The organism is Candidatus Phytoplasma pyri, assembly GCF_046600495.1.
GTDB classification, from domain to species: Bacteria; Bacillota_I; Bacilli_A; order Acholeplasmatales; family Acholeplasmataceae; genus Phytoplasma; species Phytoplasma pyri.
Genome location: NZ_JBKIOZ010000002.1, coordinates 17318 through 43864 on the forward strand (window position 1 = coordinate 17318; position 26547 = coordinate 43864).

Genomic DNA, 26547 nt, shown 5'->3' on the forward strand with positions numbered 1-26547 from the left:
ATTTTACAAAATTTAATATATAATATTAAAATTTTTTATATTATAATTATAAGAATATCATAAAATATTAATATTAATAGTTAAAATTTTTTTATTTTTATAATTAAAATTTTATTTTTTTATTTATTTTGTTATAATACTTAGATATGCTTCAAAAAATATTTTAGAAAATATTATATTTATTTTTTGTTTAAATTTAAAAATATTTAATTTAAAATTAAATTTATTTTTTTTAGATATAATTACTTATATATATGTAAGTATGAAATTTTATATCACTATAAGTAAGGAGAATAATGTTTTTTTTATGTTTAATAAAGATATTTTACATATAAGCAGTTTAAGCTCAGAAGAGGTTTTAAAATATTTAAAAACCAGTCTTCAAGGTTTAAATAATCAAGAAGTTATTAAAAGGCAGTCATTATATGGAAAAAATATAATGAAACAAACAAAAAATTTTAATTTTTGGAAACAATTTATTAAACAATTTACTTCTTTAATAGCTTTTGTATTGTGGATTTCAGGTTTTTTAGCAATTATTATTCGAGAAATTGAAATTGGTAGTGCTATTTTTTTGGTTATTATTATTAATGGTTTATTTTCTTTTTCTCAAGAATATAAAACTGATAAAATTTTATCTTCTTTAGCTAATATGATTCCGAAAAAAATACAAGTTTATCGTGATGGTAAAATTCAAATGATTTCGACTGTTGAGTTAATTATTGGAGATATTATTTTTATTGAAAATGGTACTGCTATTCCGGCTGATGCTAGAATTATTGATTCTAATCAATTTTTTGTTGATAATTCAATGTTATCAGGTGAGACTGTTCCTTTGAATAGAACTCATTTTCCAAATAATAAAGGATTTAAAGTTATTTCTGAAATCCCTAATTTAGTTTATGCAGGTACTACTGTTTCACAAGGAAATGCAAAAGCTGTAGTATATGCTATCGGAGATCAAACTCAAATTGGCGAAGTTTCTGTTTTGGCTCAATGTATTGATAAAGGCAGTGGTACTTTAGATCGTGAAATTCATAAAATTATTAAAAAAATTAGTTTAATAGCCTCTATTTTAGCCATTACAGCATTTATTATTTATATATTATCTGAGATATTAAGACATAAAAATTATAATTTATCAGCAGTATTTAAAACTTCTATTACAGTAGGTTTAGGTATGTTAGTAGCTAATATTCCGGAAGGACTTTTGCCTACTGTTAATTTAAGTTTAGCTGTTGGTTCTCAAAGAATGGCTAAACATAATGCTTTAATCAAAAAATTATCTTCAGTTGAAACTTTAAGTTCCGCAACTGTTATTTGTACTGATAAAACAGGAACTTTAACTAAAAATCAATTAACGGTTAGAAAAATTTTAACACCTGATAGTTTAATTAATGTTACTGGTTTGGGTTATGAAAAAAAAGGTAAAATTTGTTTAAATAATTTTCAAGCCAAAAAAGGATTAGAAAAACTTTTAATAGCGTCTGTTTTATGTTCTGAAGCTAATTTAAATACTAATAAAAAAAATCCAAAAAATTTTGAAATTATCGGTAGTCCCACAGAAGGTTCATTGTTAATAGCTGCTTATAAATATGGCTACGATATTAATAAAACTAGAAATGATTTTGATATTCTTAAGGTTAATTCTTTTACTTCTGAAAGAAAAAAAATGAGTGTTTTAGTAAATAATAATAGCAATTCATTTTATGATATTAATAAAAAATATTTGTTTGTAAAAGGTGCCCCAAATATTATTTTAGAAAATTGTTGTATGCAATATAAAAATCAAAAAGCTATCGCTTTAAGTGCTTCCGAAAAAGAGGAATTTTTAAATAAAAATAATGAGTTTTCTAGTGAAGGATTTCGTATTTTAGCTATAGCATATAAAAAAAATGAAGATTGTTGTGAAGAAAATGATATGGTATTTTTAGGTTTTGTTATAAATTATGATCCTCCAAAAATAGGTGTAAAAGAAGCTATTGAGGATTTAACTAAAGCAGGTTTAAAAACTACTATTATTACTGGAGATTATGGTATTACAGCAGTAGCTATAGGTAAACAAGTTGGTATTATTAAAGATGATTTTATTAATATTAATGGTTTTGAATTAGATAAATTATCTACAGAAGAATTAAAGAATATTTTAAAAACTGATAAGCCTATAATTTTTTCAAGAACAACACCAAAACATAAATTAAAAATTATTAAAGCATATAAAGATAATGGTGAAATTATTTGTGTTACTGGTGATGGTGTTAATGATATTTTAGCTATGAAAGCAGCTCATATTGGAATTGCTATGGGTCAAAATAATAAAGACATTGTATTTAATGCTGCTGATATGATTTTATTGGATGATAATTTTGTTACTATTCCTAAGGCATTATTAGAAGGAAGAGGAATTTATGAAAATATAAAAAAATTTATTACTTATGTTTTTGCTTCTAATGTACCGCAAATTTTTCCTATTATTTTAATGGCAATTTTTGCAACACCTCTTTATTTAACAGTTTTACAAATACTTGCTATTGATTTGTTAACAGATTTAATTCCTGCAATTGCTTTGGGAGCTGAAGAACCAGATTCTTCTTTATTAGAAAATAAACCAAGAAATAAGGATCAGAATTTATTAGATAAAACAGTTTTTAAAAGAGCTTATTTATTTTTAGGTTTGATAGAAGGATTAATAGCTTTATTTTTATTTTTATATTTTTATTATATTCATGGAGAAGGTAAAATAGCAGATTTACCGTTGGCATCAACTATGGCATTTGGAGGAGTTATTTTTGCACAAATTGGTAATGTTTTTGGTTGTCGTTCAGATAAATTTTATTTTTGGAAAACTTTTAATAAAAAAAATAAAATTTTATATTTAGGTATTTTATGTGAATTTATTTTATTTGTTCTGATAACAAATATAGAATTTTTAAATAAAGTTTTTAATACTACACCAATCACTTTTTATCAATATTTAATTTTATCAATTTGTCCCTTTATTATTTTATTTTTTGATACTATTTGGAAAAGATTTTTAATTTATAAAAAAAATAATTTATGATATTTTTAATTAAAAAAATATATTTTAATTTATTATAGTAAAGGTTTTAAAAATATGAAATTAATTGTAGGTTTAGGCAATCCAGGAGAAAATTATCGATTAACTTTACATAATATAGGTTTTATGATGATTGATTATTTATTAAATACAATTATTACAGATAAAAAAATTTTAAAAAAACATAATTCATATATATATGAATCTAATATTGAAAAAAAATTAGTTTTATTGGTAAAACCACAAACTTATATGAATTCATCTGGCTATGCTGTTAAAAAAATTTTAAATGAATATAAAATTCTTTTAGATGATTTTTTAGTTTTATCTGATGATATTTATTTACCTGAAGGCAAGTTTAAACTTAAATTACAAGGTGGTCATGGTGGCCATAATGGAATAAGAAATATTATTGATTGTTTACAAACGAAAAAATTTAAAAGATTAAAAATAGGAGTTAATAAAAATCATAATACATCTTTAGAAGATTATCTTTTAACTCCTATAGATGATAAAAAAAAATTAATGGTACAAAAATCATTTCCTATTATTACAAATATTATTAAAGATTTTATTGAAAACTCTAAGAAAATTACTTAATTTTTTAATAAAATTTAAATAATATAAAAAAGCTAAATTGTTATTAAATTAACAATTTAGCTTTTTATTATTTATAAGTCAAAAAAGTTATATAATTACTAAATAGGTTTAATTAAAAATAAAAATATTTATTATCTTTATTTACCAATTTTATTAATTATTTAAATTTATTATTTTTAAAAAACATAACAATTAAAATTTTTTATTAATAAATAATATAATCATTATAAAAATATAATTTTTTAATTTAAAATAATCATTTAATTAATTTTAATAAAATAAATAAAATATAAGATATAATATTATTTGAAAATGTTTCATAAAAAAACATTATAAAATTTTTAAAAAAATAATTTAAATTTTCATATTAAAATTTTTTTAAATTTTTCAGTATCATTATATTATAAGAAGATAATATAATTTTTATATTAAATTTTTATAATATAAATTAATACAAAGATAATAAAAAAATAAGGAGATGTTATTTAAATGAATTACAAAATACCTTTAGGAATTTCAGGAAGACATGTACATTTATCTCAAAATACTTTAGATATTTTATTTGGAGAAAAAAATTATCAATTAAAAAAATTTAAAGATTTAAAACAATTAGGTCAATATGCTTCAACAGATAAAATAGATATATTAAGTCCTAATGGCAAAATATTAACGGGAGTAAGAATTTTAGGACCAACTAGAAATTTTAATCAAGTAGAAATTAGCAAAAGTGACGCTATAAGATTTAATTTTAATGCTCCAGTTAGAAATTCAGGAGATATTAAAAAATCAGGATCTGCGACTTTAATAGGTCCACGTGGACAAATAGACATTGAAGAAGGAGTAATTATAGCAGATAGACATATACATTTATCAACAGAATATGCAGAAAAATTTCAAATTCAAGATAAACAAAAAGTTAAAATAAAAATAAATGGCATAAAACCTGGTATATTAGAAAATGTAACATGTCGTGTTGATAAAGATTTTATATTAGAATGTCATTTAGATACAGATGATGCTTGTGCTTTTTTATTACAAAGTGATGATATAGTTGAATTGATTGTATAATTTTTTTCAAATATAAATAAAAAATTATTATTATTAATTTTTATTCTAAATCATAATAAAATAAGAAAATAATATTTATAAAGTTATTTAAAGGCTAAAATTAATAAAATGAAACAAATAAAACAATTTAATAGACCTGAAGTTTTTAGAGATCCTATTTATGGTTATATTTATTTGGATTATATTTTTTTAGAAAAATTAATAGACACTAAAGCTTTTCAAAGATTACGTAGAATAAGGCAATTAGGTTGCGCAAATATTGTATTTCATAGTGCTGAACATTCTCGTTTTACTCATAGTTTAGGAGTTTATGAATTATCTAGACGTTTTTTAGAGTTTAAAAATATAAAAAAGTGTTTTTCTGAAAGAGAAAGATTATTATTAATGGTGGCTTCTTTAATGCATGATATTGGTCATGGAGCATATTCACATATTTTTGAAAAATGTTTTCACATAAAACATGAGAAAAAAAGTGCTCAAATTATTATTCATGATCAAGAGATTAGTAACTTATTAGATTCAGAAATTGATTTTCAATTTAAATATGAAATTGCTTCTATTATATTAAAAGAACAAAAATTTCCTTTATTAGAACAAATTTTAACCAGTCAACTTGATATTGATCGTTTAGATTATTTAGAAAGAGATTCTTATTTTACAGGAGCAATTTATGGTCATGTAGATACACAACGTTTAATGCGCAGTATGATTATTAAAAATAATAAAATTGTTTTTAAAGAAAGTAGTATTTATGCTATAGAAAATTACTTAATAAATCGTTATCATATGTATTGGCAAGTATATCATCATCCCAAAATAAGATCTTATTTAATAATTTTAGAAAAAATTTATATTCGTATAAAATATTTGATAAAAAAAAATATTTTTATTAATGAAAATATTGCAATAATTAAATATTTTATAAAAAATAAAAATGATTTAAAATCATATTTGGAAATTGATGATTATTATATTAATGGTTTAATTATTTCTTTAAAAAATAATTCAGATGAAATATTAAGTAATTTATGTAATGATTTTTTAAATCGTAAGATTTGGTGTTTTCTTGAAAATAATGAATATAATCAAAAAAAAATAAAAAAAATTTTAATTTATTATAAAAAAAATAATGAATATTATACTGCAATTGATGATGTAAATCATAATGCTTATGATGAAAAAAAAAAAAATATTGGAGATCAAATTTTTATCTTAAATAATTTAGAAGATAAAATTCAAACTTTAAAAGAAAAATCATATATGATTAGTAAGATAATTAAATATGGTATTAGAAAGGACTCCAAATTTTTTTATCGTCCTTTACAAAAAGAAGATATTGAAAATAATAAAATTTAAATCTATGCACAATAATAAAAAAAAATATGGTCAAAATTTTTTAAGCGATATTAATTTATTAAAAAAAATAGTTAATGAAGCTGATTTAAAAAATAAAAATGTTGTTGAAATAGGGCCTGGAAAAGGGGCTTTAACACAGTTTATTATTTTACAATCAAAAAAATTTTTAGCTTATGAAATTGATAAAACATTAGAATCATTTTTAATTTTTAAAAAAAAAAATAATTTTAAAATTATTTATGATGATTTTTTAAAAAGAAATTTAAAAGAAGATTTTTTTAATTATTTTGGTAAAGAAAAAATAACTTTAATTGGTAATTTACCTTACTACATTACAACTCCATTAATTTTTAAATTTTTAGAAGAAAAACAAATAAATTCTTTTACAATTATGTTACAAAAAGAAGTTGGTTTACGTTTATTAGCAAAACCAAACACAAAGAATTACAATGCTTTATCGGTTATTGTACAATTTTTAACAAAAATAAAAAAGATTTTAAAAGTTAAAAAAAATATGTTTAAACCAAAACCTAAAGTAGATAGTATAGTTTTAAAATTTGATAAAAAAAATCAAAAAAATTTAACAATAAATTTTAAAAACAATTTTTTTATTTTTGTTAAAATTTCTTTTCGTCAAAAAAGAAAAACTCTAATTAATAATTTAGAAAAAGGTTATAAAATTAATAAAAAAAAAATAATTATTTTTTTTGATAATAATAAAATTCAACATCATATTAGAGCAGAACAATTAAGTATTGAATTTTTTCAAGAAATTAGTTATTTATGGTTTATGTTTCTAAAAAACATAAATTAATCAATTTTTATTTTATTATGTTAAAATATATTGTATTAGAAGTTTTTCTGAGAAAATTTATATTTAAATATTTAAATTTGATAATAAAAATATAGGAGAGAGTTTAAAATTATATGCAAATAACAAATGTAAGAATTATATTAATAAAAGATCAGAAAAGTGTATTAAAAGGAATTGCTTCTGTTATATTTGATGATGTTTTTTTAGTACGTGACATCAGAATAATTGAAAATGAAAAAGGTATGTTTATTTCTATGCCTAGCAAAAAAACAGCTAAAGGAATTATTAAAAATATAGCTCATCCTTTAAATGCTGAAACAAGAAAAATGATGGAAATAGAAATTTATAAAGCTTATGATTTAAAAAAACAAGATTTAGAAAATGAAAATCAAGAAAAAACAGAACTAAATGAATAATAAACTAATTTTTTTATAAAAATAAATTATCTTTTAAAAATTTTTAAGGAGTATTAAACAAATTGTCGTATGATTTTTTTCCAAAAAGTAAAAATAAAATATTAAAAACTCCTTTTATTTTATTTTTATTAGGTATAAGTATTTATTTATTTATATTTTTACCTTTTTTTTTGTTTAATTTTTTAGATTTTTCACCATCAAAGACAAAAGAATTTTTTCAAATAATTTTAACATTCGTAATTTTAATATTAATTGGTTATCATATATTATACGAAGGTTTTACAGAAACTTTTAAAGAAACAATTAAAAATAAAAAATTTACTCCAAACATTCATATTTTAATGGCTTTAAGTGCTTTATGTTCTATTTATATCAAAAATTTTAACGAATCAATTATATTAATCATTATTTTTTCAGGAGCTAATTTTTTAGAAGAACATGCAGAATCAAAAAGCCAGAAAGAAATAAAAAATCTTTTAAAAATGGCACCTACTAAAGCTCGTTTATTGAAAGAGAATAACAATATAGAAATTATTGATGTTAAAAAATTAAACATTGGTGATCATATATTAATTTTAAATGGAGATCAAATACCTTCAGATGGAATTATTTTTTCGGGCAATTCAACTATTAATGAAGCAAACATTACTGGTGAAAGTTTGCCTATTGATAAAAAAGAAGGAGATAATGTTTTTTGCAGTACTATTAATATAACAAATTCATTTATTATGGAAATAAAATCAAAAAGTGATGAAACAATTTTTTATAAAATAATTGAATTGGTTTATCAAAATAAAAATAATATTTCTAAAAAAGCTAGTTTTATTAAAAAAATAGAACCTATTTATGTTAAATTAATATTAATTATTGTTTTTATAATTTTAATAATAGGAAAAATAAAGCAAACATATACTCCAGATTTATTTTATAAAATTATAATATTTCTAACAGTTGCTTCTCCTTGTGCTTTAGCTGTTGCAGATATTCCAGCTACATTATCAGCTATTTCTAATTTAGCTAATAAGAAAATATTATCAAAAGGCGGTAGAACATTAGAAATATTTTCTAATATAAAGAATATTGCTTTTGATAAAACAGGTACTTTAACTAAAGGAAAATCCGTAGTAGAAAATTTTATATTTAAAAATAATATATTGGAAAAAGATAAAAAAAAATATTTAGATATTTTATTTGCTATGGAAAAAAATTCTAATCATCCAATTGCTTTTGCAATAAAAAATTTTTTAGAAAAAAATAAAAATATTGATAATAATTTAGAAATAGAAATTAAAAACTTACTTGGTGTTGGCATTGAAGCTTTTTATAAAAAAAAATTTTATAAAGTTGCTAAAATTGATTCATTTACAAATATTTCAAATGATATTTTATTAAAAACGAAAAAATTTTTATCAGAAGGAAAAACAGTTATTGGTTTAAGTTGTGATAATGAAATAATTATTTTAATAACTATTTTAGATAAATTAAGAGAAGAAACCAAAGAAGTAATTAAATATTTTAATGATCAAAAAATTAATACTTTTATGATTACTGGTGATAATTATCAAACAGCTTTATCTTTTAAAAAAAAAATCTTTTTAAAGAAAATATTTCACAATATTTTACCACATGAAAAATCAGAAATTATTTTAAAATTAAAAAATAAATATGGAACGATAGCTATGGTAGGCGATGGTGTTAATGACACTCCTGCTTTAGTTAATGCTGATGTTGGAATTACATTGAAAGAAGGAACTGATATTGCTATTGATGTTTCTGATGTTATTTTAATGCAAAATAATTTAAAACAAATTATTTATTTACATAAGTTATCTATTAAATTAAAAAGAATTTTATGGCAAAATATTATATTTTCAATAACAGTAATTTGTTTATTAATTTTTATAAATTTTTGGCCTTATTATATTTTTAAAAATGGTAATAAAGGTTTAAATTTAATTATAGCTGTATTTTGTCATGAATTAAGTACTATTTTAGTAATTTTAAATGGTTTAAGAATGTTAAAAAAAAATTAAAAATATTTTAATATAAAAAATTTTTAAAATATAAATTATTTTGATATAAAAAAATAATATAAATCATATTAAGAAAGATGTTTAATTTAAAAAAATGATTAAAATAAAATTTAAAAATATAATTTTTTTTATAAAAAAAATTATAATAACATTTTTTTCATTAATATTAATTTATTCAGCAATCATAACAATACATGATTTTATAGATCCTAAAACAACAGTAAAACATCTTTTTTTTAATTATAAATATATAGTAAGTAGTGGTAGTATGGAACCAACTATAAAAGAAGGAGATGGAGTTTTTGTTTTTAAGATAAATGATTGTAGAGATTTAAAACCATCTTTAAAACCTCATATATTAGAAGGTGAATTTGATAAAAATAATGATAATGGAGATATTATAGTTTTTCAAAATAAATATAATCCTGAAGAAATTATTATTCATAGAGTCGTTAAAAACGATAAAGAAAAAAAAAAAATAACGACTTTAGGAGATCGTAATGGAGGTTATAATGATTCTGATAAAGATATTGATTATGATCGAGTTATTGGAAAATATATTTTTAAATTTAACCGAAATTATTTAATAATATCAATATTTTTAATTTTAATTATATTATTTTTTATTCCTGATATTTTTAAAAAATTTATGTTATATGAAAAAAATAAAAAATAGGAATTTTTAAAATGTGGTTAGAAATTATAAATAAAGAAAAAAATAAACCATACTTTAAAAGTATGGTTTATTTTTTAAAAAAAGAAATACAAAAAGGTAAAATTATATTTCCTGAACCTCAAAAAATTTTTTTAGCTTTTAAATTAACACCTTATAAAAAAGTAAAAGTAGTTATTTTAGGTCAAGATCCTTATTCTGGTGATAATCAAGCACATGGTTTATCTTTTAGCGTTAGAAATAATCAAAAAACTCCTCCTAGTTTAAATAATATTTTTAAAGAATTAAAAAATGATTTAGGAATTATAAATAATAAAAATAATTTAAAATCATGGGCTTTAGAAGGAGTTTTAATGTTAAATTCTATTTTAACTGTTGAAAGATTTAAATCTTTTAGCCATAATAATATCGGTTGGCAAACATTTACTGAAAATATTTTTAAATTTTTACGACAAAGACAAAAAATTGTTTATATTTTATGGGGTAAATTTGCTCAAAATTATGAAAAATATATTATTAAAGAAAAAAATTATATTATTAAAAGTTCTCATCCTTCCCCTTTATCATCTTATCGTGGTTTTTTTAATTCTAAACCTTTTTCTAAAACAAATAATTTTTTATTTTCTCAAAATATAAAAATTATTAATTGGAAAACATAGTTAAAATATTTTAGTATAAAAAATTTTTTAATAATATAATAATTATTTAATAAAAATAATAAAAAAATAAATTAATAAAATAAATAAAAAGAGAATCAATATGCAAAAAAAAAAACGTTATTTTGAAATTATTAGTAATTATATAAATAATAATATTAAAATACCTCAACGACAAACTAAATTTAGTGCAGGTTATGATTTGGAGTCAGCAGAAAATGTTGTTTTTAAACCAAAAGAAATTAAATTAGTACCTACTGGAATTAAAGTTTATTGTGAACCTGAAGAATTTTTAATGATTTGCATTAGATCTTCTATACCTATTAAAAAAAAATTAATATTATCAAATGGTGTTGGAATTATTGATCATGATTATTATAATAATCATGAAAATGAAGGACATATTTTTATTAGTTTATATAATTTTACAAATGAAGTTATAAAAATTAATAAAGGTGAAAGAATTGCACAAGGAATTTTTCAAAAATATTATTTAGTTGAAGAAAAAATAGATAATAATATTACGAATAATAAAAGAAAAAGCGGTTTCGGCAGCACTAATTATTAATTTTTATAATTAAAATTTAAAAAAATATAAAAATATGTTAAAATTTTAGATATGTATAATTAAATAAAATAAAATTAAAATACATGAATAATGTTTGAATATTCTAGTGCTTTTTAAAATAAAAAGTGGATATTTTTAAGTTATTCAGAAGATAAAAACAAAAAAGAGGAATTATAAAATATGAATACTTCTGTCGTTACGATTAAACAATTATTAGAATCAGGAATACATTTTGGACATATTACAAGAAAATGGAATCCCAAAATGAAGCAATATATTTTTACTTCAAGAAATGGTATTCATATTATTGATTTAAAAAAAACAGTAGAAAAAATTGAAAAAGCTTATAAAGAGTTACAAAAAATAGCTGCTGTTGGAGGTAAAATATTATTTTTAGCTACAAAAAAACAAATTAAAAATATAGTAAAAGAAGAAGCGCAAGAGTCGCAACAATATTATGTAATTCAAAGATGGTTAGGTGGCACTTTTACTAATTTTAAAACTATTACTAAAAGAATTGATTTATTACATGAATTATATAAACAAGAAAAAGATGGTTTGTGGAAAAAATTACCTAAAAAAGAAGTATCAAAATTAACACAAAAAAGAGAAAAATTAGAAAAATTTTTAGGTGGAATTAAAAATATGAAAAAATTACCACAAGCAATTTTTATTGTTGATCCACAGAAAGAAATTATTGCTGTTTATGAAGCTGCTAAACTAGGAATTAAAATTTTTGGAATTGTTGATACTAATTGTGATCCAGATTTAGTAGATTATATAATTCCAGCTAATGATGATGCTATTAGAGGAGTAAAATTAATTACTTCGATTATAGCTAAAGCAATGAAGGAAACAACAGAAATAAATAATAATGATGTTGATGAAAAAAATAATCAAGTTATAAAAGAATAAATAAAAATTTATTATTATTTTTTTCATTAATTAACTTTAAAAAAAGGAGAAATAATAAAATGCAATTTGATGTAGAAAAAATCAAATTTTTAAGAAATAAAACACAAGCTGGAATAATGGATTGTCAAAAAGCATTAATTAATTCCAAAGGTGAAATTGATAAAGCTATTATTTTTTTAAGAAAACAAGGTATTAAAAAAGCATCTGAGATAACTGGAAAAATATTAGGTGAAGGTTTAACTAATGTAATTATAGATAATAATGAAGCAGTTTTATATGAATTAAATTCTGAAACAGATTTTGTTGCAAAAAATAAAAATTTTTTAGATTTATTAAATTTATTAGGAAAAATTTTATTAAAAGAAGCTAAACCAAATATGAATATGGATGAAATTTTAAATCTAAATATTAAAGATAAAAAAAAAGTTAAAGATTTATTATTAGAAAAAACTGCTATATTTCAAGAAAAAATTTGTTTAAGAAAAGTTATTAAGGTTATAAAAAAAGATAACGAAAATTTTGGAATGTATAAACATCAAAATGGTTTAATTTCTGTTTTGGTAGTAATTACTAAAAATAGTAAAAAAGATCTTTTAGAAGATATAGCTATGCATATAGCAGCAAACAAACCAAAGTTTATAAATAAAGAACAAATAGATCTAGAAACATTAAATCAAGAAAAATTAATTATTGAAGCACAAGTAAATAAAGAATTAGGAAACAAAAAAACAGCTAATATAAAAGAAAAAATTATAGAAGGTCGTTTGAATAGATTTATTCAAAATATTTGTTTAATAGAACAATCTTTTGTAAAAAATCCTGAACAAAAAGTAAAAGATTATTTAAAAGAAAAAGAAGTTAAAATTGTTAATTATTGGCGTTTAGAAGTAGGAGAAGGACTTTAAAATATCTATATTTTTTTTATAAAAATTGTTATATATTAATAAAATTAATTTATCTTTGGAATAGGGAAATATTATTTTATGTATAAAAGAATTCTTTTAAAATTAAGTGGAGAAGCACTAAAAGGTAATGAAAATTACGGTATAGATGTTTATGAAATACGTAAAATAGTTGAAGAAATTAAAGAAATTAAAAAATTAGGAACTGAAATAATTATTGTAGTTGGCGCAGGTAATATTTGGCGTGGTTTTGATGGGCAAAAAAAATTTGGAATTGATAGAGTGCAAGCAGATTATATAGGTATGTTAGGTACAATAATGAATTCTTTAATTTTACAAGATGCTTTAGAACAAATAAATATCCAAACTAGAGTAATGACAGCTTTTTCTGTAGCTAAAGTAGCAGAACCTTATATAAGAAGGAGAGCTTTACGTCATTTAGATAAAGGTAGAATAGTTATTTTAGGTGCTGGTTTAGGTTCACCTTATTTTTCAACAGATACTGCTGCTGCTTTAAGAGTAATTGAATTAAAAGCTGATGTATTTTGTATGGCTAAATTTGGTGTAGAAGGTGTTTATGATAAAGATCCTAGAAAATTTAAAAATGCTGTTTTATTATCAAAAATAACTCATGAGGAATTAATTTCAAAAAAATCAGATATAATGGACGTAACAGCAGTTTCTTTATGTTGGGAAAATAATATAGATATTTTAGTATTTAATATGAGTATTAAAGGAAACATAAAAAAATCTTTTTTAAAAGAAAAAATAGGAACAATTATTACTTCTAAAAATAAGGATAAATAAAAAAATGCAAGAACAAGCAAATGAATTTTTAGTTAATATTAAAAAAAAAATGCAAAAATCAAATATTGAAATGTTAAAAGAATTATCTAGCATTAGAACAGATATGTCTAATCCTAATATCTTAGATAAAATTAATATTATTTATTATGGTGAAAATGTATCTTTAAAACAATTAAGTTCTATTAGTGTTGTTAAAAGAAATCAATTAAACATAAAACCATACGATTGTAAATTAACAGAACAAATAAAAAAAGCTATTTTAGCTTCAGATTTAGGAATAAATCCAGAAATAGTTAATAATTCACTTATTAAATTAATTTTCCCACCATTAACAGAAGAAAGAAGAAAAGCATTAATTAAACAAGTTGAAAAAATTTCTGAAAATGCTAAAATTGTAATTAGAAATATTCGTCGTGAAGGTAATAATAAAATTAAAAAAATTATATTAACAAAAGATTTAGAGTTACTTTTTTTAAAAAAAATTCAAATTTTAACTGATCAGCATATTGAATTAATAGAAAAACAAACTAATGATAAAAATAAAGAATTATTAAAAATTTAAATTATATAAAATAAAAAATATTTTTAATTATAACATAAATTATAAAAGGGAATTATATAGTGAAACAAAGAATAATTACTGGAATATTTTTATTTTTATTTTTATTTTTATTTTTATTTTTGTATTCTAAATTAACTGAATTAACTATTTTATTAGGATTTTTTTTTATTTTTTTAGCTCATAAAGAAATATTTAATGCGTTTAAAAAAGAAAAAGAAATAAAACTAAAATATAAAATATTTATTTTAATATTAAGTATAATAATTTTTTTATTTTCTTTATTAAAATGGTCTAATAATCAACAAAATTTAAAAATAAATTTTTTATTAATATTTTTTTTATTTATAATTTTAATATTTTCGATATTTTTTATTATTTTTGATAATTTTACATCAAAATATTTAGAAATAAATTATATTATTATTATGTTTTATATTAGTATTTCAACATCGAGTTTTTTTTCAATTTTTTTAAAAGGTCAAGAATTTTTTTGTTATATTATTTTAATTACTATTTTAACAGATAGTTTTTCTTTTTTAACTGGTTATTTTTTTGGTAAAAAAAAAATATTTCCAAACATAAGTCCTAATAAAACTTTAGAAGGATATATATATGGTAGCATATTATCTACTTTTGTTATGTTTTTATTAACAAAAACTACTTTACTTGAATTTAATAATAATTATTTATTTTTTAAAACAAAAGAAAACATAAATATTTTGTTTATTATATTTACTTTTTTTAATTCTATTATAGCACAAACAGGTGATTTAATAAATTCTAAATTTAAAAGAATTTATAATATTAAAGATTTTGGAAAATCACTTCCTGGTCATGGTGGTTTATTAGATCGATTTGACTCTTTATTATTTCTTTCTTTATTTATAAATTTTATTTTTCAATTAATAAATATTAATAATTAAAAAACATTATCATAATTAATTTAATTTTTTAATTAATGTAAAAGCAAAATCAAAAACAGTTTCAGGAGAACGAGAAGTAATTAAATTATCACTAACTACTGTTGAAATATTAGGACAATATTCGCCTTCTATTAATGTTTCACAACCTGGATAACAAGAAAATTTACGTTCTTTTAATAAATTTAATTTACCTAAAAATACCGGAGCAGCACATATAGCTCCAATTATTTTATTATTTTTATAAAAGTGATTAACAATATCTAAAATTTTATCTAAAGAGTAATCATTTTTATTTATAACTGATTTAACATAGGGACCACCAGGAATAATTAAAAAATTATAATCATCATATTTTATATTTTCTAAATAGCAATCTGCTTTTAAATTTAATCTTGTAGCAGAAAAAACATTTAAATTTTTATTATTAGTTGCAGTTACAATATCAAAATTATTTTTTTTTAAAATAGCTCTTGTAACTAAAGCTTCACAATCTTCAAAACCATTATATAAAATTAATAAACCTTTCATAAGTACTCCTTTTATTCATATTTTTTAAAATAAAAATTTTAATAATTATTATTATAATTTTATCATTATTTTTTTAATTATAAATAAATATATAATTATTATTTAAATAGTTTTTAAAAAAGTTAATATTGAATTGATAAAATTTTATTAAAATATAAAATAATTATTTATTAAATAAAAAAAATAAAAATATAAAAAAAATAAAAATGAAAATAAAAAAATTAAATTTAGCTAATGATATTTTAAAAATATTATATCAAAATGGATTTCAAGCCTTTATTGTAGGCGGAGCAGTTAGAGATTATTATTTAAATTTACCATTTTTCGACATAGATATAATTACTAATGCTTTAACATCAGATTTAATTAAAATTTTTAAAATTAATTCTAATAATATAAAATATGGTTCTTGCAATATTTGTTTTAAAAATAATAAATTTGATATAACTACTTATCGAATTGAAGAAAAATATAAAAATCATAGACATCCTACAAAAATAATTTTTACTGATGATGTAAAAAAAGATCTTTTAAGAAGAGATTTTACTATTAATAGTCTTTTAATGGACGATAAAAAAAATATTATTGATCATTTAGGCGGTTTATCTGATATTAAAAATTCAATTATTAAAACAATACAAAAACCTGAAAAAAAATTTCAAGAAGATAGCGTTAGAATGTTACGAGCTTGTTATTTTCAGGCAAAATTATGTTTTGAAATAGAAAAAAATACTAAAAAAGCTTTAAAAACTGAAAGTTATTTATTAAAAAAGGTTTCTAAAGACAGAATTTTACAAGAATTTATAAAAATTATTTCTCAAAAAAATTTTCATAAAGCTTTTATAACTTTAAAAGAAACTAATATAATAGATGTTTTAAAAGGTTTACAACAGGGCATTAATTTTTGTATTGAAAATAAACTAAAAAAAATAAATAAAGATATTTTCTTTAGTTTATCCTTAATATTGAATAAAAAAATATTTGATTATTTTAATTTTTCTAAAAAAGATAAAAAATTATATAAAACTATTGAATTTTTATTTAATGAAAAAAAATTAAATATAACTTGGTTATTATTTAAATATGGTTTAAAAATATGTTTGTTATCTAACAAAGTTAATTATTTATTTAAAAAAGAAAAAAATAAAACTCAAAAAATAAAAATAATTTATAAAAATTTAATTATTAAAAAAAATTCAGATTTTAAAATTTCATCTATAGAAATTTTAAAAATAATTAAAATTCCACCCGGTTTATGGTTAAATAATTTAAGACAACAAATTATTAAATTAGTTTTAGATGGCAAAATTATAAATAATAAAAAAAATTTATTAAATTATGTAAGAAAAATTAAAAAAGAAGTGATTAAAAATAATGTTTGAAACAGAAATAAATCAAGAATATACTATAGTGGGGAAAGTAACAAGTATTAATCAAGGAGAAAATTTTTATAATTTAACATTAAAATTAACTAATAATAAAGATATTAATATTAAATTAAATACAAATAACGAAAACGAAAAAAAACCAATTATAAATAAAATATATCAATTTAAAGTTATTTGTATTTTAAAAAAAGAAAAAAAATTTTTGATAAATAAAGAATTTGATTTAGTAGAAAATATTTTAACAGTACACGAATTATATCAATTATTTTCTTATTTTTTTCCATGCACTGATGTTAATTTTACTATTACACAAAAAATTATAGAAAATTATTTAAATAAAATCAAAAATCCTATAATTTTTAATATTACTAAAAATTTATATGAAAAAAATAAAAAATCTTTTTTAATACATCCTGCAGCCTTAAAAATGCATCATACTTATTATGGTGGTTTAAGTATTCATACTGTTAATATTTTAAAAATGTCAGATGTTTTTATTGAATTATTTCCTTATTTGAATTTAGATTTAATATATGCAGGTATTATTTTGCATGATATGGCAAAAATTAGAGAATTAAAAGATTTAAGTAAAACATACACTAAAGAAGGTGTATTATTGGGTCATTTAGTAATGATGAATAATGATATTACAGAAGAAGCTTTTTTATTAAATTATAAAAATAAAGAAGAAGTTTTGATTTTAAAACATATTATAATTTCTCATCATGGATTATTAAATTTTGGTGCTATACAAAAACCTAAAATAGGAGAAGCTCTTTTAATTTGGCATTTGGATAGTATAGATAGTCAGTTTTCTGTTTTAGGAGAAAATTTAAAAAAAATTGAAAAGGGTAATTTTACAGATCCTATATCAGTTTTAAATAAAAATTCTTTTTATAAACCTAATATATAAAAAAGTAATTTATATTATTTTTTTGTTTAAATATTTAATAAAAAAAACCACTTTTAAATGGTTTTTTTATTTTTTATAAATTAAATTTTAAAAATATTGTTAATTAGTTAAAATATCTTTATAATTAACAGGAAAAATTTTTAAATGATTATATTTGTTAATCATTCTAGAAATTGGACATTTTTGATGAGCTTCTTCTAAGATAATTTTACTATTATCTAAAGAAAGACTTTCTATTCCTGCTTTCAAAATTAATTCAAAATAAAAACCTTGTTTATCTTTTTGTAAATTAGAAATTAAATTAATTTTTATATCTAAATCATGAAATCCTTTTTTTAAAAGAATTTTTTTAGATGTTTTATAAAAACAAATTATCCAAGATAAACAAAATAATTCTTGTGGATCACTTTTGTTTTGATTATTAGGTATTAAAGCAGAAGATAATTTATTTTTAATATTATCTTTAATAAAAAGAAAGTCATTTAATTTTTTTTCATAAAAAATAATTATTTGGAAATTCATAAAATTATATTCCTTCGTATAGTTATTTTTAAAATAATAAAAATATATTAATCAATAAAATAAATTTTTTTAAATTCTTGGTATTTTTTAATTAATTTATACACTTTAGGATTGATATAATAAAAACTTTGTTTTGATTTAAGATTAATGTTATCATCATCATTATTATTATTATATTTAATAACAATAAATAAATTACTTAAAATATAAGTAATTTTGTGATTATCATCTAATTTATGAACTTTATTTGGTTCTTTGCAAAAAGTTTTTAAAATTTCTTTTTCTAATGAAGAACATGTTAATAAATATTTTTTTAACTTATAAAACCATATTTTTTTATCAAAAAAATCCATTAATATTATAATTAGTATAACCAAAAAAAATAAAATAAAAAATGCTTTAAATTCCATTATATTATTAAATATAAATTAATCATTTTGTTTTTTTCATACTTTCAACAATTTGTTTAATTTGTTTTTCTGAAGGTGTTCGTCCCATTTGTTTAAACATTTCTTTAATTTGTTTTTCATTAATAGGAGGATTTTTCTTTAAATATTTTTTGAATCCAAAAAACATTGAAACAGCTCCGATTATAATACCTAAGAATAAATATGTTATTTCTATCAACATTTTTTTATTTCCCCTTTCTATTTTTAATAACTTAATTATACTTTATTTTTTTTTTTTGATAAAATTTTATTTTTTTACTACCATGTTGTTTATCTTTGACTAAATTTAATTGATCAATTTTATTTGGCAAAAAAACTTTTTTATATATTTCACAAATGATAAAACCATTATCTTTTATAATTAAATTTAAATTTTTTAGTAGAGAACAATAAAAATTAAAATTATAGGGAGGATCGACTATAATTAAATCAAAAAAAATTTTTTTCTTTAAAAAAATTTTTAAAATTCTAGAATAATCACCGAAAAATAATTTAAAATTTGAAGATGTTAAATCAAGTTTAATTTTATTTTTATAAATAGTTTTTATAGCAGATAAGGAATTATCAACTAAATAAATTTTTTTAGCATTTCTACTTAAAGCTTCAAATCCGCATGCTCCACTACCAGAAAACAAATCTAAAACATATTTATTTTTTAACCAAGAACCTAAAGTATCAAAAATAACTTTTCTAATTAAATGAGTAGTGGATTTAGTTTTTTTAGAAGGAACTAATTTTAATTTAAAACCTTTATATTTTCCGCTAATAATATACATAGTAGTATTTCATAATTTTATTTTTTTCTAATTTTATTTTTTAAATTTAATAAAATTTCTTTCTGTTCTTTATGTATAACATCTCCTTTTTTTTGATGAAAATTATAATGAAAATCTAAAATTTGATAAACTGCTTGATTTAAATCAATAAAAGCTAATTTTCTAAAATAATCAACTTGTGTATATTTTCTCTGAGGTTCTATTTTATCGCTTAACAAAATTATTTTATCTAATTTGTTCATAACTTTATGACCCCAAACATGTTTTCTTAATGCATTTAAAATTTTAACATTATCTATTTTAAATTCTTTTTTTAAAATAATAGCAGCACTAAAGGCATGGTATATATGTGGAGTAGATTCATATTTTTTAATTATTTGTGGCGTTAAGCAAGAAATATGAAATTCTAAAGGTTCATTTTTAGTATAATCATGCCATAAAGCAGTAACTTGAGCTTGAAACAAATTTTCTTTATAAAAACGTGATAATTTAATAGCAGTACGATGAACACCTAAAATATGATTTAATCTTTTTTTATCATTTTTAAATTTTATTTTAACTTTTTCAATAATTTTCTCTATTAACATAAAAAACAATTACCTTATTTTAAAATTTTAAAAAATTTGCAAATTTTTTTAATTTATTTTCATATATTTCGCTTTTTTTTTTCTTAATTTTTTTTAAAATTATTCTTTCTATCCAAAAACGTTTTAATTTTGTGAATAAAAATTCTTTTTCTTTATTGATAGGATTAACCAAAATTGATTTAATTTTCATTTTATTAGCACCCAAAACATCAGTTATTAACTGATCTCCGACCATTAAAACTTTATTAAAAGGTAAATCAATTAATTCTAATGCGCGTTTAAAACCAAATTTCGAAGGTTTTTTATGAAAAATATTTAAATAAACATACAAAAAATCATTATTACAAATTTTTTTTAATTTTTTTTCAGAAGCGTTAGAAACAATAACAATTTTAAATTTTTTATTAATTTTTTTTAAAAATTTTTTAGTAAAATTATTTAAATTTTTATCTGAATAACACATTAAAGTATTATCTAAATCAAAAAATATACCTTCAAAACCTTGGCTTAAAAACATATCATAAGGAATTTTAAAAATATTATCAAAATAAAAGTTAGGAATATATGAGGATAATTTATAATTCATTCTGTTCTATTTTCAAAATTTCTACTTGAAAATTTTTACCAGTTTCTGATTGAATCATAATTTTATCTCCAACTTGATGACCTCTTATACCTTTACCTAAAGGACAATCAATAGAAATTTTATTTAAAGAAGGGTCTGTTTCTAAAATTCCAACCAGATAAAATTTTTTTTTTATATTGTTTTCTAAAAAATTTAATTTTACTACTTTACCAATATTAACTTCTTTATTTTTCAAACTTTTAATAATTTTAACATTTTTTAAAATATTTTGAATTTCTAAAATATTATTTTCAATTAGAGCTTGTTCGTTTCTAACAGCATCGTAATCAGCGTTTTCAGATAAATCTCCTTGTTCTCTAGCTTCTTTTAAAGCTTTTAAAATTTCAATTCTTTTAGTTTCTTTTAAGTATTTTAATTTTTCTTTTAATTTTAATGCACCAGATTTTGTTAATTCATAAATTTTTTTATCTTCCATTTTTGAATCCTTTTTTTTAAATTTAATAAATATTATTTAAATATTATTTTTATAATCTAAAAAATTTTGCAAAATAAACATAGCAGCAATTTCATCTTTTAATTGTTTAATTTTTTTTTTATTTTTATTATTATTTTTTAAAAATATTAAAGATTGTTTTGTAGTTAAACGTTCATCCCATAAAATTATTTTTATATCAAATTTTAAATAATCTTCTAATTTTTTTTTAAAATCAATACTTATTAATCCTTTAATACCTAAATCATTATTCATATGTTTAGGAAAACCTAAAATAATTGTTTTTATATTTTTTTGAATAATTAATATTTTTAAAGGTTTTAATAAATAATTATATTGATGATTAGGAAAATTTAAAGTTTTTAAATTAACAGAAAAAACACCTGCTTCAGAAATAGAAATACCTAAAGTTTTTTGTCCTAAATCAAGACCTAAATAAGAAGGAAAAAAAATCATGATAAATTATCTTTCCAATATTTTAAAACTGAATTTAATTTATTTGGATGATTAGTACTTCCTTGAGCAAATTTATTATTGCCACCACCAGAGCCTTCTGTTATTTGAGATATTTCTTTTATTATTTTTCCAGCATGTAAAGTTTTACTTTTACAAAGAAAAAACATTTTGCTATCTTGTAAATAACAAATTAACAATATTTCAATTTTAAATTTAATAAATAAATATTCTAATAAATACTTAAGTACTTCCATTTCCATCTTATCATTAATTTTTAAAAACATTTTAGAAGTAATTTTTGATGGAATAAATTTTTTTATATTAGATAAAATATATTTTTTTTGATGTTCTATTAATTCTTTTTTGAAAAAATTAAAATTTTGTTGTAGATTTTGTAAATATAATTTATAATTTAAAATATCTTGAAAACTTTCTGTTAAAACAATATCTCTTGGTAATAATAATTTAAAATTAGACATAGACATTTGTTGTGCTTTTTTAATAATATTTTTTTTTTCATTTAAATAAAGATTAATTTTTTGATTTAAAATATTTATTGCATTTGAACCCACAGCTGCTTCTATTCTATAAATTCCTGAACTGATTAAATTGCAAGATAAAATAATTATTTTTTTTAAATCTTTAGTATTTTTAGCGTGTGTTCCTGCACATAATGTTATAGAATAATCATCTATTTGAATAACTCTTACTATTTCTGGATATTTTTTATCTTTAAAATATTTAATATTTGGGATTTTTTTAGCATCAGAAAATAATATTTCTTTAACATTAATATTTGTTTGTTTTTGAATCCATTTATTAATTTGAATTTCTAATTTAATAATATCTTGAGGCTTAATTTTTTCATAATGATTAAAATCCCATCTTAATAAATTATTTCCTATGAATGATCCCTTTTGTTCAATATGTTGTCCTAAAATTAATATAATAGCATCATGTAATAAATGAGTTGCAGTATGATGTAAAGAAATTTGTTTTCTTATATTAAAATCAATTTTAGCAATAATTTCTTGGCCTTCATAAAATAATTCATTTTGGACTTGATGTAAAAATTGACCATGATGTAAACGAATAATTTTTTTTACTGGTGTATTATTAACAAAACCTGTATCATTAATTTGACCACCCATATTAGGAAAAAAAGGTGTTTTTTCTAAAACAATACCTTCTTCAAAAACCTTAATAACTTTAGTTTTAATTTCTAAAATATCATAACCAACAAAATCACTTTTATCTGTAAAATTTAAAAATTTATCATTTTTTTTTTTAATATTTAAATTAAAATTTTGATTTAATCTTGACAATTTTTTATGTGATTCTAATTTTTTAATAAAACCATCTTTATCAATAATAACCTCTTTTTTTTTACAATAATTTAAAATAATTTCTTTTGGAATTCCATAAGTATCATATAATTTAAAATATTTATCTCCACTTAAAAAATTATTTTTTATTAAATTTAAAATTTTTTCTTCACAGTTTTCAAGCATATCAAAAAATTTTTTTTCTTCTTTATAAATTATTTTTTCTAAAATTTTTTGATATTTTTTTAATTTAGGATAAAAAAATTGATTTTGTTTAACAACTGTAGGTATTAATTTATATAAAAAAGGTTCTTTAAAATTTAAAATTTTTCCTTTTTGAATCGCTCTTCTTAAAATTTTTTTTAAGACATATCCTCTTCCATCATTTGCAAAAATAACCCCATCTCCAATAGCAAAAACCAAAGTTCGAATGTGATCTGCAATCACTTTAAAAGTTTCTTGATTTTGATATTTAATAGAACTTAAAGATGATATTTTTTGAATAATTGGTAAAAAAATATCTGTTTCAAAATTATTTTCAGAATTTTGAAATATACATGCTAATCTTTCTAAACCTGCGCCAGTGTCAATATTTTTACTTGGTAATTCTTGGTAAGCATTTTTCTTATTTTCAGGATTAAAATTATATTGTGAAAAAACAATATTCCAAATTTCAACAAAACGATTATTTGTGATATTTTTTTCTATTAATTCTTTGCCTTTAGAATTATATTTTGGCCCACGATCAAAAAATATTTCTGTACAAGGTCCACAAGGCCCTTGTCCAATATTCCAAAAATTGTTTTCTAAAGGAATTAAATGGTTTGGATTAATATTTTTTTTTAACCATAAATTTAATGTTTCTATATCTTTATGATAATATGTAATATAAATTTTATTACAATCAAATCCGAACCACTTTTTTGACATTAAAATTTCATAAGCCAAATTTATAGCTTCTTTTTTAAAATAATCACCAATTGAAAAATTCCCTAACATTTCAAAAAATGTATGATGTGTAGAAGTTTTCCCAACATTTTCAATATCATTTGTTCTTAAACATTTTTGAATATTAACAATACGAGAATTAACAATTGGTAAAGATCCATTGAAATATTTTTTTAAAGGCGTAATTCCTGCATTAACCCATAATAAAGTTGGATCGTTTTCTGGTATTAAGGAAAAAGAATTTTCTTGATAATGGCCTTTATCGACAAAAAATTTTAACCACATATTTTTAATTTCAAAAGAAGTCATTTTTTTCATTTTATTTTTTTGCCTTTTTTTGATTTATTTATATTTTTTTCTATCTATTAGGGTTTAATTTTATCATTTTTTATTTATGTTATCAACTTTTTAAATATTTTAATAATTATACTTTATAATTAAATAATTTTATTTATTTATAAAAATATAATAAATATATAAAATTAATTATATTTAGATAAATTAAACTTAATAATCTTAAAAAATATTGATATTAATGTATTTCAATATTTTATTTAAAATTTAAAATTTTTATAAATAAATAAAATTATTTAATTTTTATATTAATTAATATAAATGATTTTTTTGTTTAAGAAAAAAAAGTTTAAAATATTTTTTTTCTAATATGATATTAAACTATAATTTTTTAAAAAATATAATAAATATTTTTAAAAACATAATTTTTTTTATTTTAAAATTAGTGTTAAAATATAAAGTATAAAATATAAAAAAGGTAAAAAAATATGGATAAAAAAGAAATTCAAAAAAATACTAAAGAGTTTTATCATTATCGCAAAAATTGTATTAATGCTTCAGAAATAGGAACTATTATGGGGTTAAATCCTTATGAAACTAAAGAAGAATTAATTAAAAAAAAATTATTAACACCTAAATTTATTTTAAGTGAAGCAATTGAGCACGGTCGAAAAACTAAACCTAAAGCAAATTTATTTTTTAGTATTAAAATGAAAACAAATTATCAACCAAAAACTTTAGTTAAAGATATTTTTTTTACAACTTTAGATGGTTATGATGAATCAAAAAAAACTTTATTAGGTATAAAATGTCCATTTAGACCAGAAAATTTAGAATGGCAAATTTTTTTTAAAAAAAAAATAATTCAACCTTATTATTGGGCTCAAATACAGTGTCAATTGTATATTTCAGAAAGTAATTTGGGTTATTTTTTAGCATTTATTGATTCTGAAAATTTTCAAACTATAACTATTAAACCAGATATAAAATTTATTAAAAATATTATTCAAGAAGGAAAAAAATTTCAAGAATTATTAATTAAATATCAAAATAAATTTTTAATAAAATAAAAAAATTATTGCTTTTTATTTTTCAAAATGTTATATTTTATTTATAAATTTTTTTAATATGATTTTTTATTTAAAAATTTATTATATTTTAAATTATTTATTAAATATTTTCATATTTTTTTAAAATAAATTTAATTTATATAATATATATATTTATATTTTTATTTTTTAAAAAATCAAAATTAATCAAATTGAATTTTATTTTTTTACTTTTTAATGACTAATAAAAATTAAATTTTAAAAAAATAAAATGAAAAATAACTTTTCCAAAAATTAATTATTTTAGTTTTAATAAAAATTTCACAAAACATTTTTTATTTTTAACATGAAATTAAAATTAATAAATGATTTTTTATTTTTTTGTGTTATATTTATTTCTTATTTTACTATAATATATTTATATATTATTATTTATGAGTTTTCATATTTAAAATAAAAATTTTAATTTCTATTTTTTTTATATAATTCCTCTATTTTACTTTATATTTAACATTCAATAAACATTTAATTAAATTTTTAAAATTTTTCATAAATTTTATTTAAAAGATAATTATTTTTTGTTTTGATTATATTTTTATCTTTTGGTTATGTAGATAATAATGTTTTTTTAATGATATATTTTATTTTTATTTTAATATTTATTAAAATTTTTTGAATATTATATAAATAATTTCAGTATATTATACAATTTTTATAAAAAAAAAAAAAATACTAAATAATATTTTTTTAATTTTTTGATTTGTAATTAATATTATAAAAAATTTAATTTTTTTAATCTATTAATTTATATAATTACATAAAATTTTAATATTTTCTTTTTTTATATTTTTATTATTTAAAAATATTATTCTCGTTTATTAA

The 26547-nt window shown here is 18.6% G+C and carries 28 protein-coding genes; 18 read left to right on the forward strand and 10 right to left on the reverse strand.

Annotation, left to right across the window (positions count from 1 at the left end):
• Nucleotides 1-307: 307 nt before the first annotated feature.
• From ACLHHF_RS01255 to ACLHHF_RS01325, 15 genes are all read left to right on the forward strand, one after another.
• Entirely contained in the window at nucleotides 308-3061 is a 2754-nt protein-coding gene (locus ACLHHF_RS01255; RefSeq protein ID WP_411308014.1) for a cation-translocating P-type ATPase, read from the forward strand.
• Between the two features lie 54 nt (nucleotides 3062-3115).
• Nucleotides 3116-3658: an aminoacyl-tRNA hydrolase gene (gene pth, locus ACLHHF_RS01260; RefSeq protein ID WP_411308015.1), complete on the forward strand. Its 543-nt coding sequence runs from the start codon at nucleotides 3116-3118 to the stop codon at nucleotides 3656-3658.
• 489 nt (nucleotides 3659-4147) lie between these two features.
• Nucleotides 4148-4726 (forward strand): phosphate propanoyltransferase, encoded by a 579-nt coding sequence (gene pduL / locus ACLHHF_RS01265; RefSeq protein ID WP_411308016.1) that lies wholly within the window; start codon nucleotides 4148-4150, stop codon nucleotides 4724-4726.
• Nucleotides 4727-4834: 108 nt separating this feature from the next.
• Nucleotides 4835-6082: an HD domain-containing protein gene (locus ACLHHF_RS01270; protein ID WP_411308017.1), complete on the forward strand. Its 1248-nt coding sequence runs from the start codon at nucleotides 4835-4837 to the stop codon at nucleotides 6080-6082.
• 4 nt (nucleotides 6083-6086) lie between these two features.
• Nucleotides 6087-6896, forward strand: coding sequence for a 16S rRNA (adenine(1518)-N(6)/adenine(1519)-N(6))-dimethyltransferase RsmA (gene rsmA / locus ACLHHF_RS01275; protein WP_411308018.1), 810 nt, complete (start codon nucleotides 6087-6089; stop codon nucleotides 6894-6896).
• A gap of 113 nt (nucleotides 6897-7009) precedes the next feature.
• Nucleotides 7010-7312 carry a SpoVG family protein gene (locus ACLHHF_RS01280; protein WP_411308019.1) on the forward strand — a complete coding sequence of 101 codons (303 nt, stop codon included), beginning with the start codon at nucleotides 7010-7012 and terminating at the stop codon, nucleotides 7310-7312.
• Between the two features lie 62 nt (nucleotides 7313-7374).
• Nucleotides 7375-9345: a heavy metal translocating P-type ATPase gene (locus tag ACLHHF_RS01285; protein ID WP_411308020.1), complete on the forward strand. Its 1971-nt coding sequence runs from the start codon at nucleotides 7375-7377 to the stop codon at nucleotides 9343-9345.
• Between the two features lie 94 nt (nucleotides 9346-9439).
• Entirely contained in the window at nucleotides 9440-10021 is a 582-nt protein-coding gene (locus tag ACLHHF_RS01290) for a S26 family signal peptidase (protein WP_411308021.1), read from the forward strand.
• An 11-nt stretch (nucleotides 10022-10032) separates the two neighbouring features.
• Nucleotides 10033-10677 carry a uracil-DNA glycosylase gene (locus ACLHHF_RS01295; protein ID WP_411308022.1) on the forward strand — a complete coding sequence of 215 codons (645 nt, stop codon included), beginning with the start codon at nucleotides 10033-10035 and terminating at the stop codon, nucleotides 10675-10677.
• Between the two features lie 100 nt (nucleotides 10678-10777).
• A complete protein-coding gene (dut, locus tag ACLHHF_RS01300) occupies nucleotides 10778-11242 on the forward strand; it encodes a dUTP diphosphatase (RefSeq protein ID WP_411308023.1) in 465 nt (154 codons plus the stop codon).
• Nucleotides 11243-11422: 180 nt separating this feature from the next.
• The gene (gene rpsB / locus ACLHHF_RS01305) at nucleotides 11423-12157 is read left to right on the forward strand and encodes a 30S ribosomal protein S2 (protein WP_411308024.1); all 735 of its coding nucleotides are present in this window, start codon (nucleotides 11423-11425) and stop codon (nucleotides 12155-12157) included.
• Nucleotides 12158-12216: 59 nt separating this feature from the next.
• Nucleotides 12217-13062 carry a translation elongation factor Ts gene (gene tsf, locus ACLHHF_RS01310; RefSeq protein ID WP_411308025.1) on the forward strand — a complete coding sequence of 282 codons (846 nt, stop codon included), beginning with the start codon at nucleotides 12217-12219 and terminating at the stop codon, nucleotides 13060-13062.
• A 78-nt stretch (nucleotides 13063-13140) separates the two neighbouring features.
• Nucleotides 13141-13866, forward strand: coding sequence for a UMP kinase (gene pyrH, locus ACLHHF_RS01315; protein ID WP_411308026.1), 726 nt, complete (start codon nucleotides 13141-13143; stop codon nucleotides 13864-13866).
• A 4-nt stretch (nucleotides 13867-13870) separates the two neighbouring features.
• Nucleotides 13871-14428, forward strand: a complete 558-nt coding sequence (locus ACLHHF_RS01320; protein WP_411308027.1) for a ribosome-recycling factor — start codon at nucleotides 13871-13873, stop codon at nucleotides 14426-14428.
• A 59-nt stretch (nucleotides 14429-14487) separates the two neighbouring features.
• Complete coding sequence (locus ACLHHF_RS01325) at nucleotides 14488-15351, forward strand: phosphatidate cytidylyltransferase (RefSeq protein ID WP_411308028.1); 864 nt, start codon at nucleotides 14488-14490, stop codon at nucleotides 15349-15351.
• A 15-nt stretch (nucleotides 15352-15366) separates the two neighbouring features.
• Here the strand turns inward: ACLHHF_RS01325 and ACLHHF_RS01330 are convergent, their stop codons facing one another.
• Nucleotides 15367-15879, reverse strand: coding sequence for a DJ-1/PfpI family protein (locus ACLHHF_RS01330; RefSeq protein WP_411308029.1), 513 nt, complete (start codon nucleotides 15877-15879; stop codon nucleotides 15367-15369).
• A 206-nt stretch (nucleotides 15880-16085) separates the two neighbouring features.
• Here ACLHHF_RS01330 and ACLHHF_RS01335 point away from each other — a divergent pair, with 206 nt between their 5' ends.
• Both ACLHHF_RS01335 and ACLHHF_RS01340 read left to right on the forward strand, forming a co-directional pair.
• Complete coding sequence (locus ACLHHF_RS01335; RefSeq protein ID WP_411308030.1) at nucleotides 16086-17261, forward strand: CCA tRNA nucleotidyltransferase; 1176 nt, start codon at nucleotides 16086-16088, stop codon at nucleotides 17259-17261.
• The gene (locus tag ACLHHF_RS01340) at nucleotides 17254-18180 is read left to right on the forward strand and encodes a CMP-binding protein (protein WP_411308031.1); all 927 of its coding nucleotides are present in this window, start codon (nucleotides 17254-17256) and stop codon (nucleotides 18178-18180) included. The genes ACLHHF_RS01335 and ACLHHF_RS01340 overlap by 8 nt, the downstream gene beginning before the upstream one ends.
• A 99-nt stretch (nucleotides 18181-18279) precedes the next feature.
• On the opposite strand, the gene ACLHHF_RS01345 is transcribed toward ACLHHF_RS01340, so the two are convergent.
• The 9 genes from ACLHHF_RS01345 to alaS are packed head-to-tail and all read right to left on the reverse strand — an operon-like array spanning nucleotide 18280 to nucleotide 24640.
• Nucleotides 18280-18702, reverse strand: coding sequence for an OsmC family protein (locus ACLHHF_RS01345; protein ID WP_411308032.1), 423 nt, complete (start codon nucleotides 18700-18702; stop codon nucleotides 18280-18282).
• Nucleotides 18703-18749: 47 nt separating this feature from the next.
• Nucleotides 18750-19112 (reverse strand): hypothetical protein, encoded by a 363-nt coding sequence (locus ACLHHF_RS01350; protein ID WP_411308033.1) that lies wholly within the window; start codon nucleotides 19110-19112, stop codon nucleotides 18750-18752.
• A 22-nt stretch (nucleotides 19113-19134) separates the two neighbouring features.
• Nucleotides 19135-19332 carry a YneF family protein gene (locus ACLHHF_RS01355; protein ID WP_411308034.1) on the reverse strand — a complete coding sequence of 66 codons (198 nt, stop codon included), beginning with the start codon at nucleotides 19330-19332 and terminating at the stop codon, nucleotides 19135-19137.
• Between the two features lie 31 nt (nucleotides 19333-19363).
• Complete coding sequence (gene rsmD, locus ACLHHF_RS01360; protein ID WP_411308035.1) at nucleotides 19364-19927, reverse strand: 16S rRNA (guanine(966)-N(2))-methyltransferase RsmD; 564 nt, start codon at nucleotides 19925-19927, stop codon at nucleotides 19364-19366.
• Between the two features lie 17 nt (nucleotides 19928-19944).
• Nucleotides 19945-20514: a bis(5'-nucleosyl)-tetraphosphatase (symmetrical) YqeK gene (yqeK, locus tag ACLHHF_RS01365; RefSeq protein ID WP_411308036.1), complete on the reverse strand. Its 570-nt coding sequence runs from the start codon at nucleotides 20512-20514 to the stop codon at nucleotides 19945-19947.
• Nucleotides 20515-20533: 19 nt separating this feature from the next.
• A complete protein-coding gene (locus ACLHHF_RS01370; RefSeq protein ID WP_411308037.1) occupies nucleotides 20534-21100 on the reverse strand; it encodes a YqeG family HAD IIIA-type phosphatase in 567 nt (188 codons plus the stop codon).
• Nucleotides 21090-21575 (reverse strand): transcription elongation factor GreA, encoded by a 486-nt coding sequence (gene greA, locus ACLHHF_RS01375; RefSeq protein WP_411308038.1) that lies wholly within the window; start codon nucleotides 21573-21575, stop codon nucleotides 21090-21092. The genes ACLHHF_RS01370 and greA overlap by 11 nt, the downstream gene beginning before the upstream one ends.
• 36 nt (nucleotides 21576-21611) lie before the next feature.
• The gene (gene ruvX, locus ACLHHF_RS01380) at nucleotides 21612-22049 is read right to left on the reverse strand and encodes a Holliday junction resolvase RuvX (RefSeq protein ID WP_411308039.1); all 438 of its coding nucleotides are present in this window, start codon (nucleotides 22047-22049) and stop codon (nucleotides 21612-21614) included.
• The gene (gene alaS, locus ACLHHF_RS01385; RefSeq protein ID WP_411308040.1) at nucleotides 22046-24640 is read right to left on the reverse strand and encodes an alanine--tRNA ligase; all 2595 of its coding nucleotides are present in this window, start codon (nucleotides 24638-24640) and stop codon (nucleotides 22046-22048) included. Before alaS ends, ruvX begins: the two co-directional genes overlap by 4 nt.
• Before the next feature lie 464 nt (nucleotides 24641-25104).
• Here alaS and ACLHHF_RS01390 point away from each other — a divergent pair, with 464 nt between their 5' ends.
• Entirely contained in the window at nucleotides 25105-25686 is a 582-nt protein-coding gene (locus ACLHHF_RS01390) for a lambda-exonuclease family protein (RefSeq protein WP_411308041.1), read from the forward strand.
• Nucleotides 25687-26547: the final 861 nt, after the last annotated feature.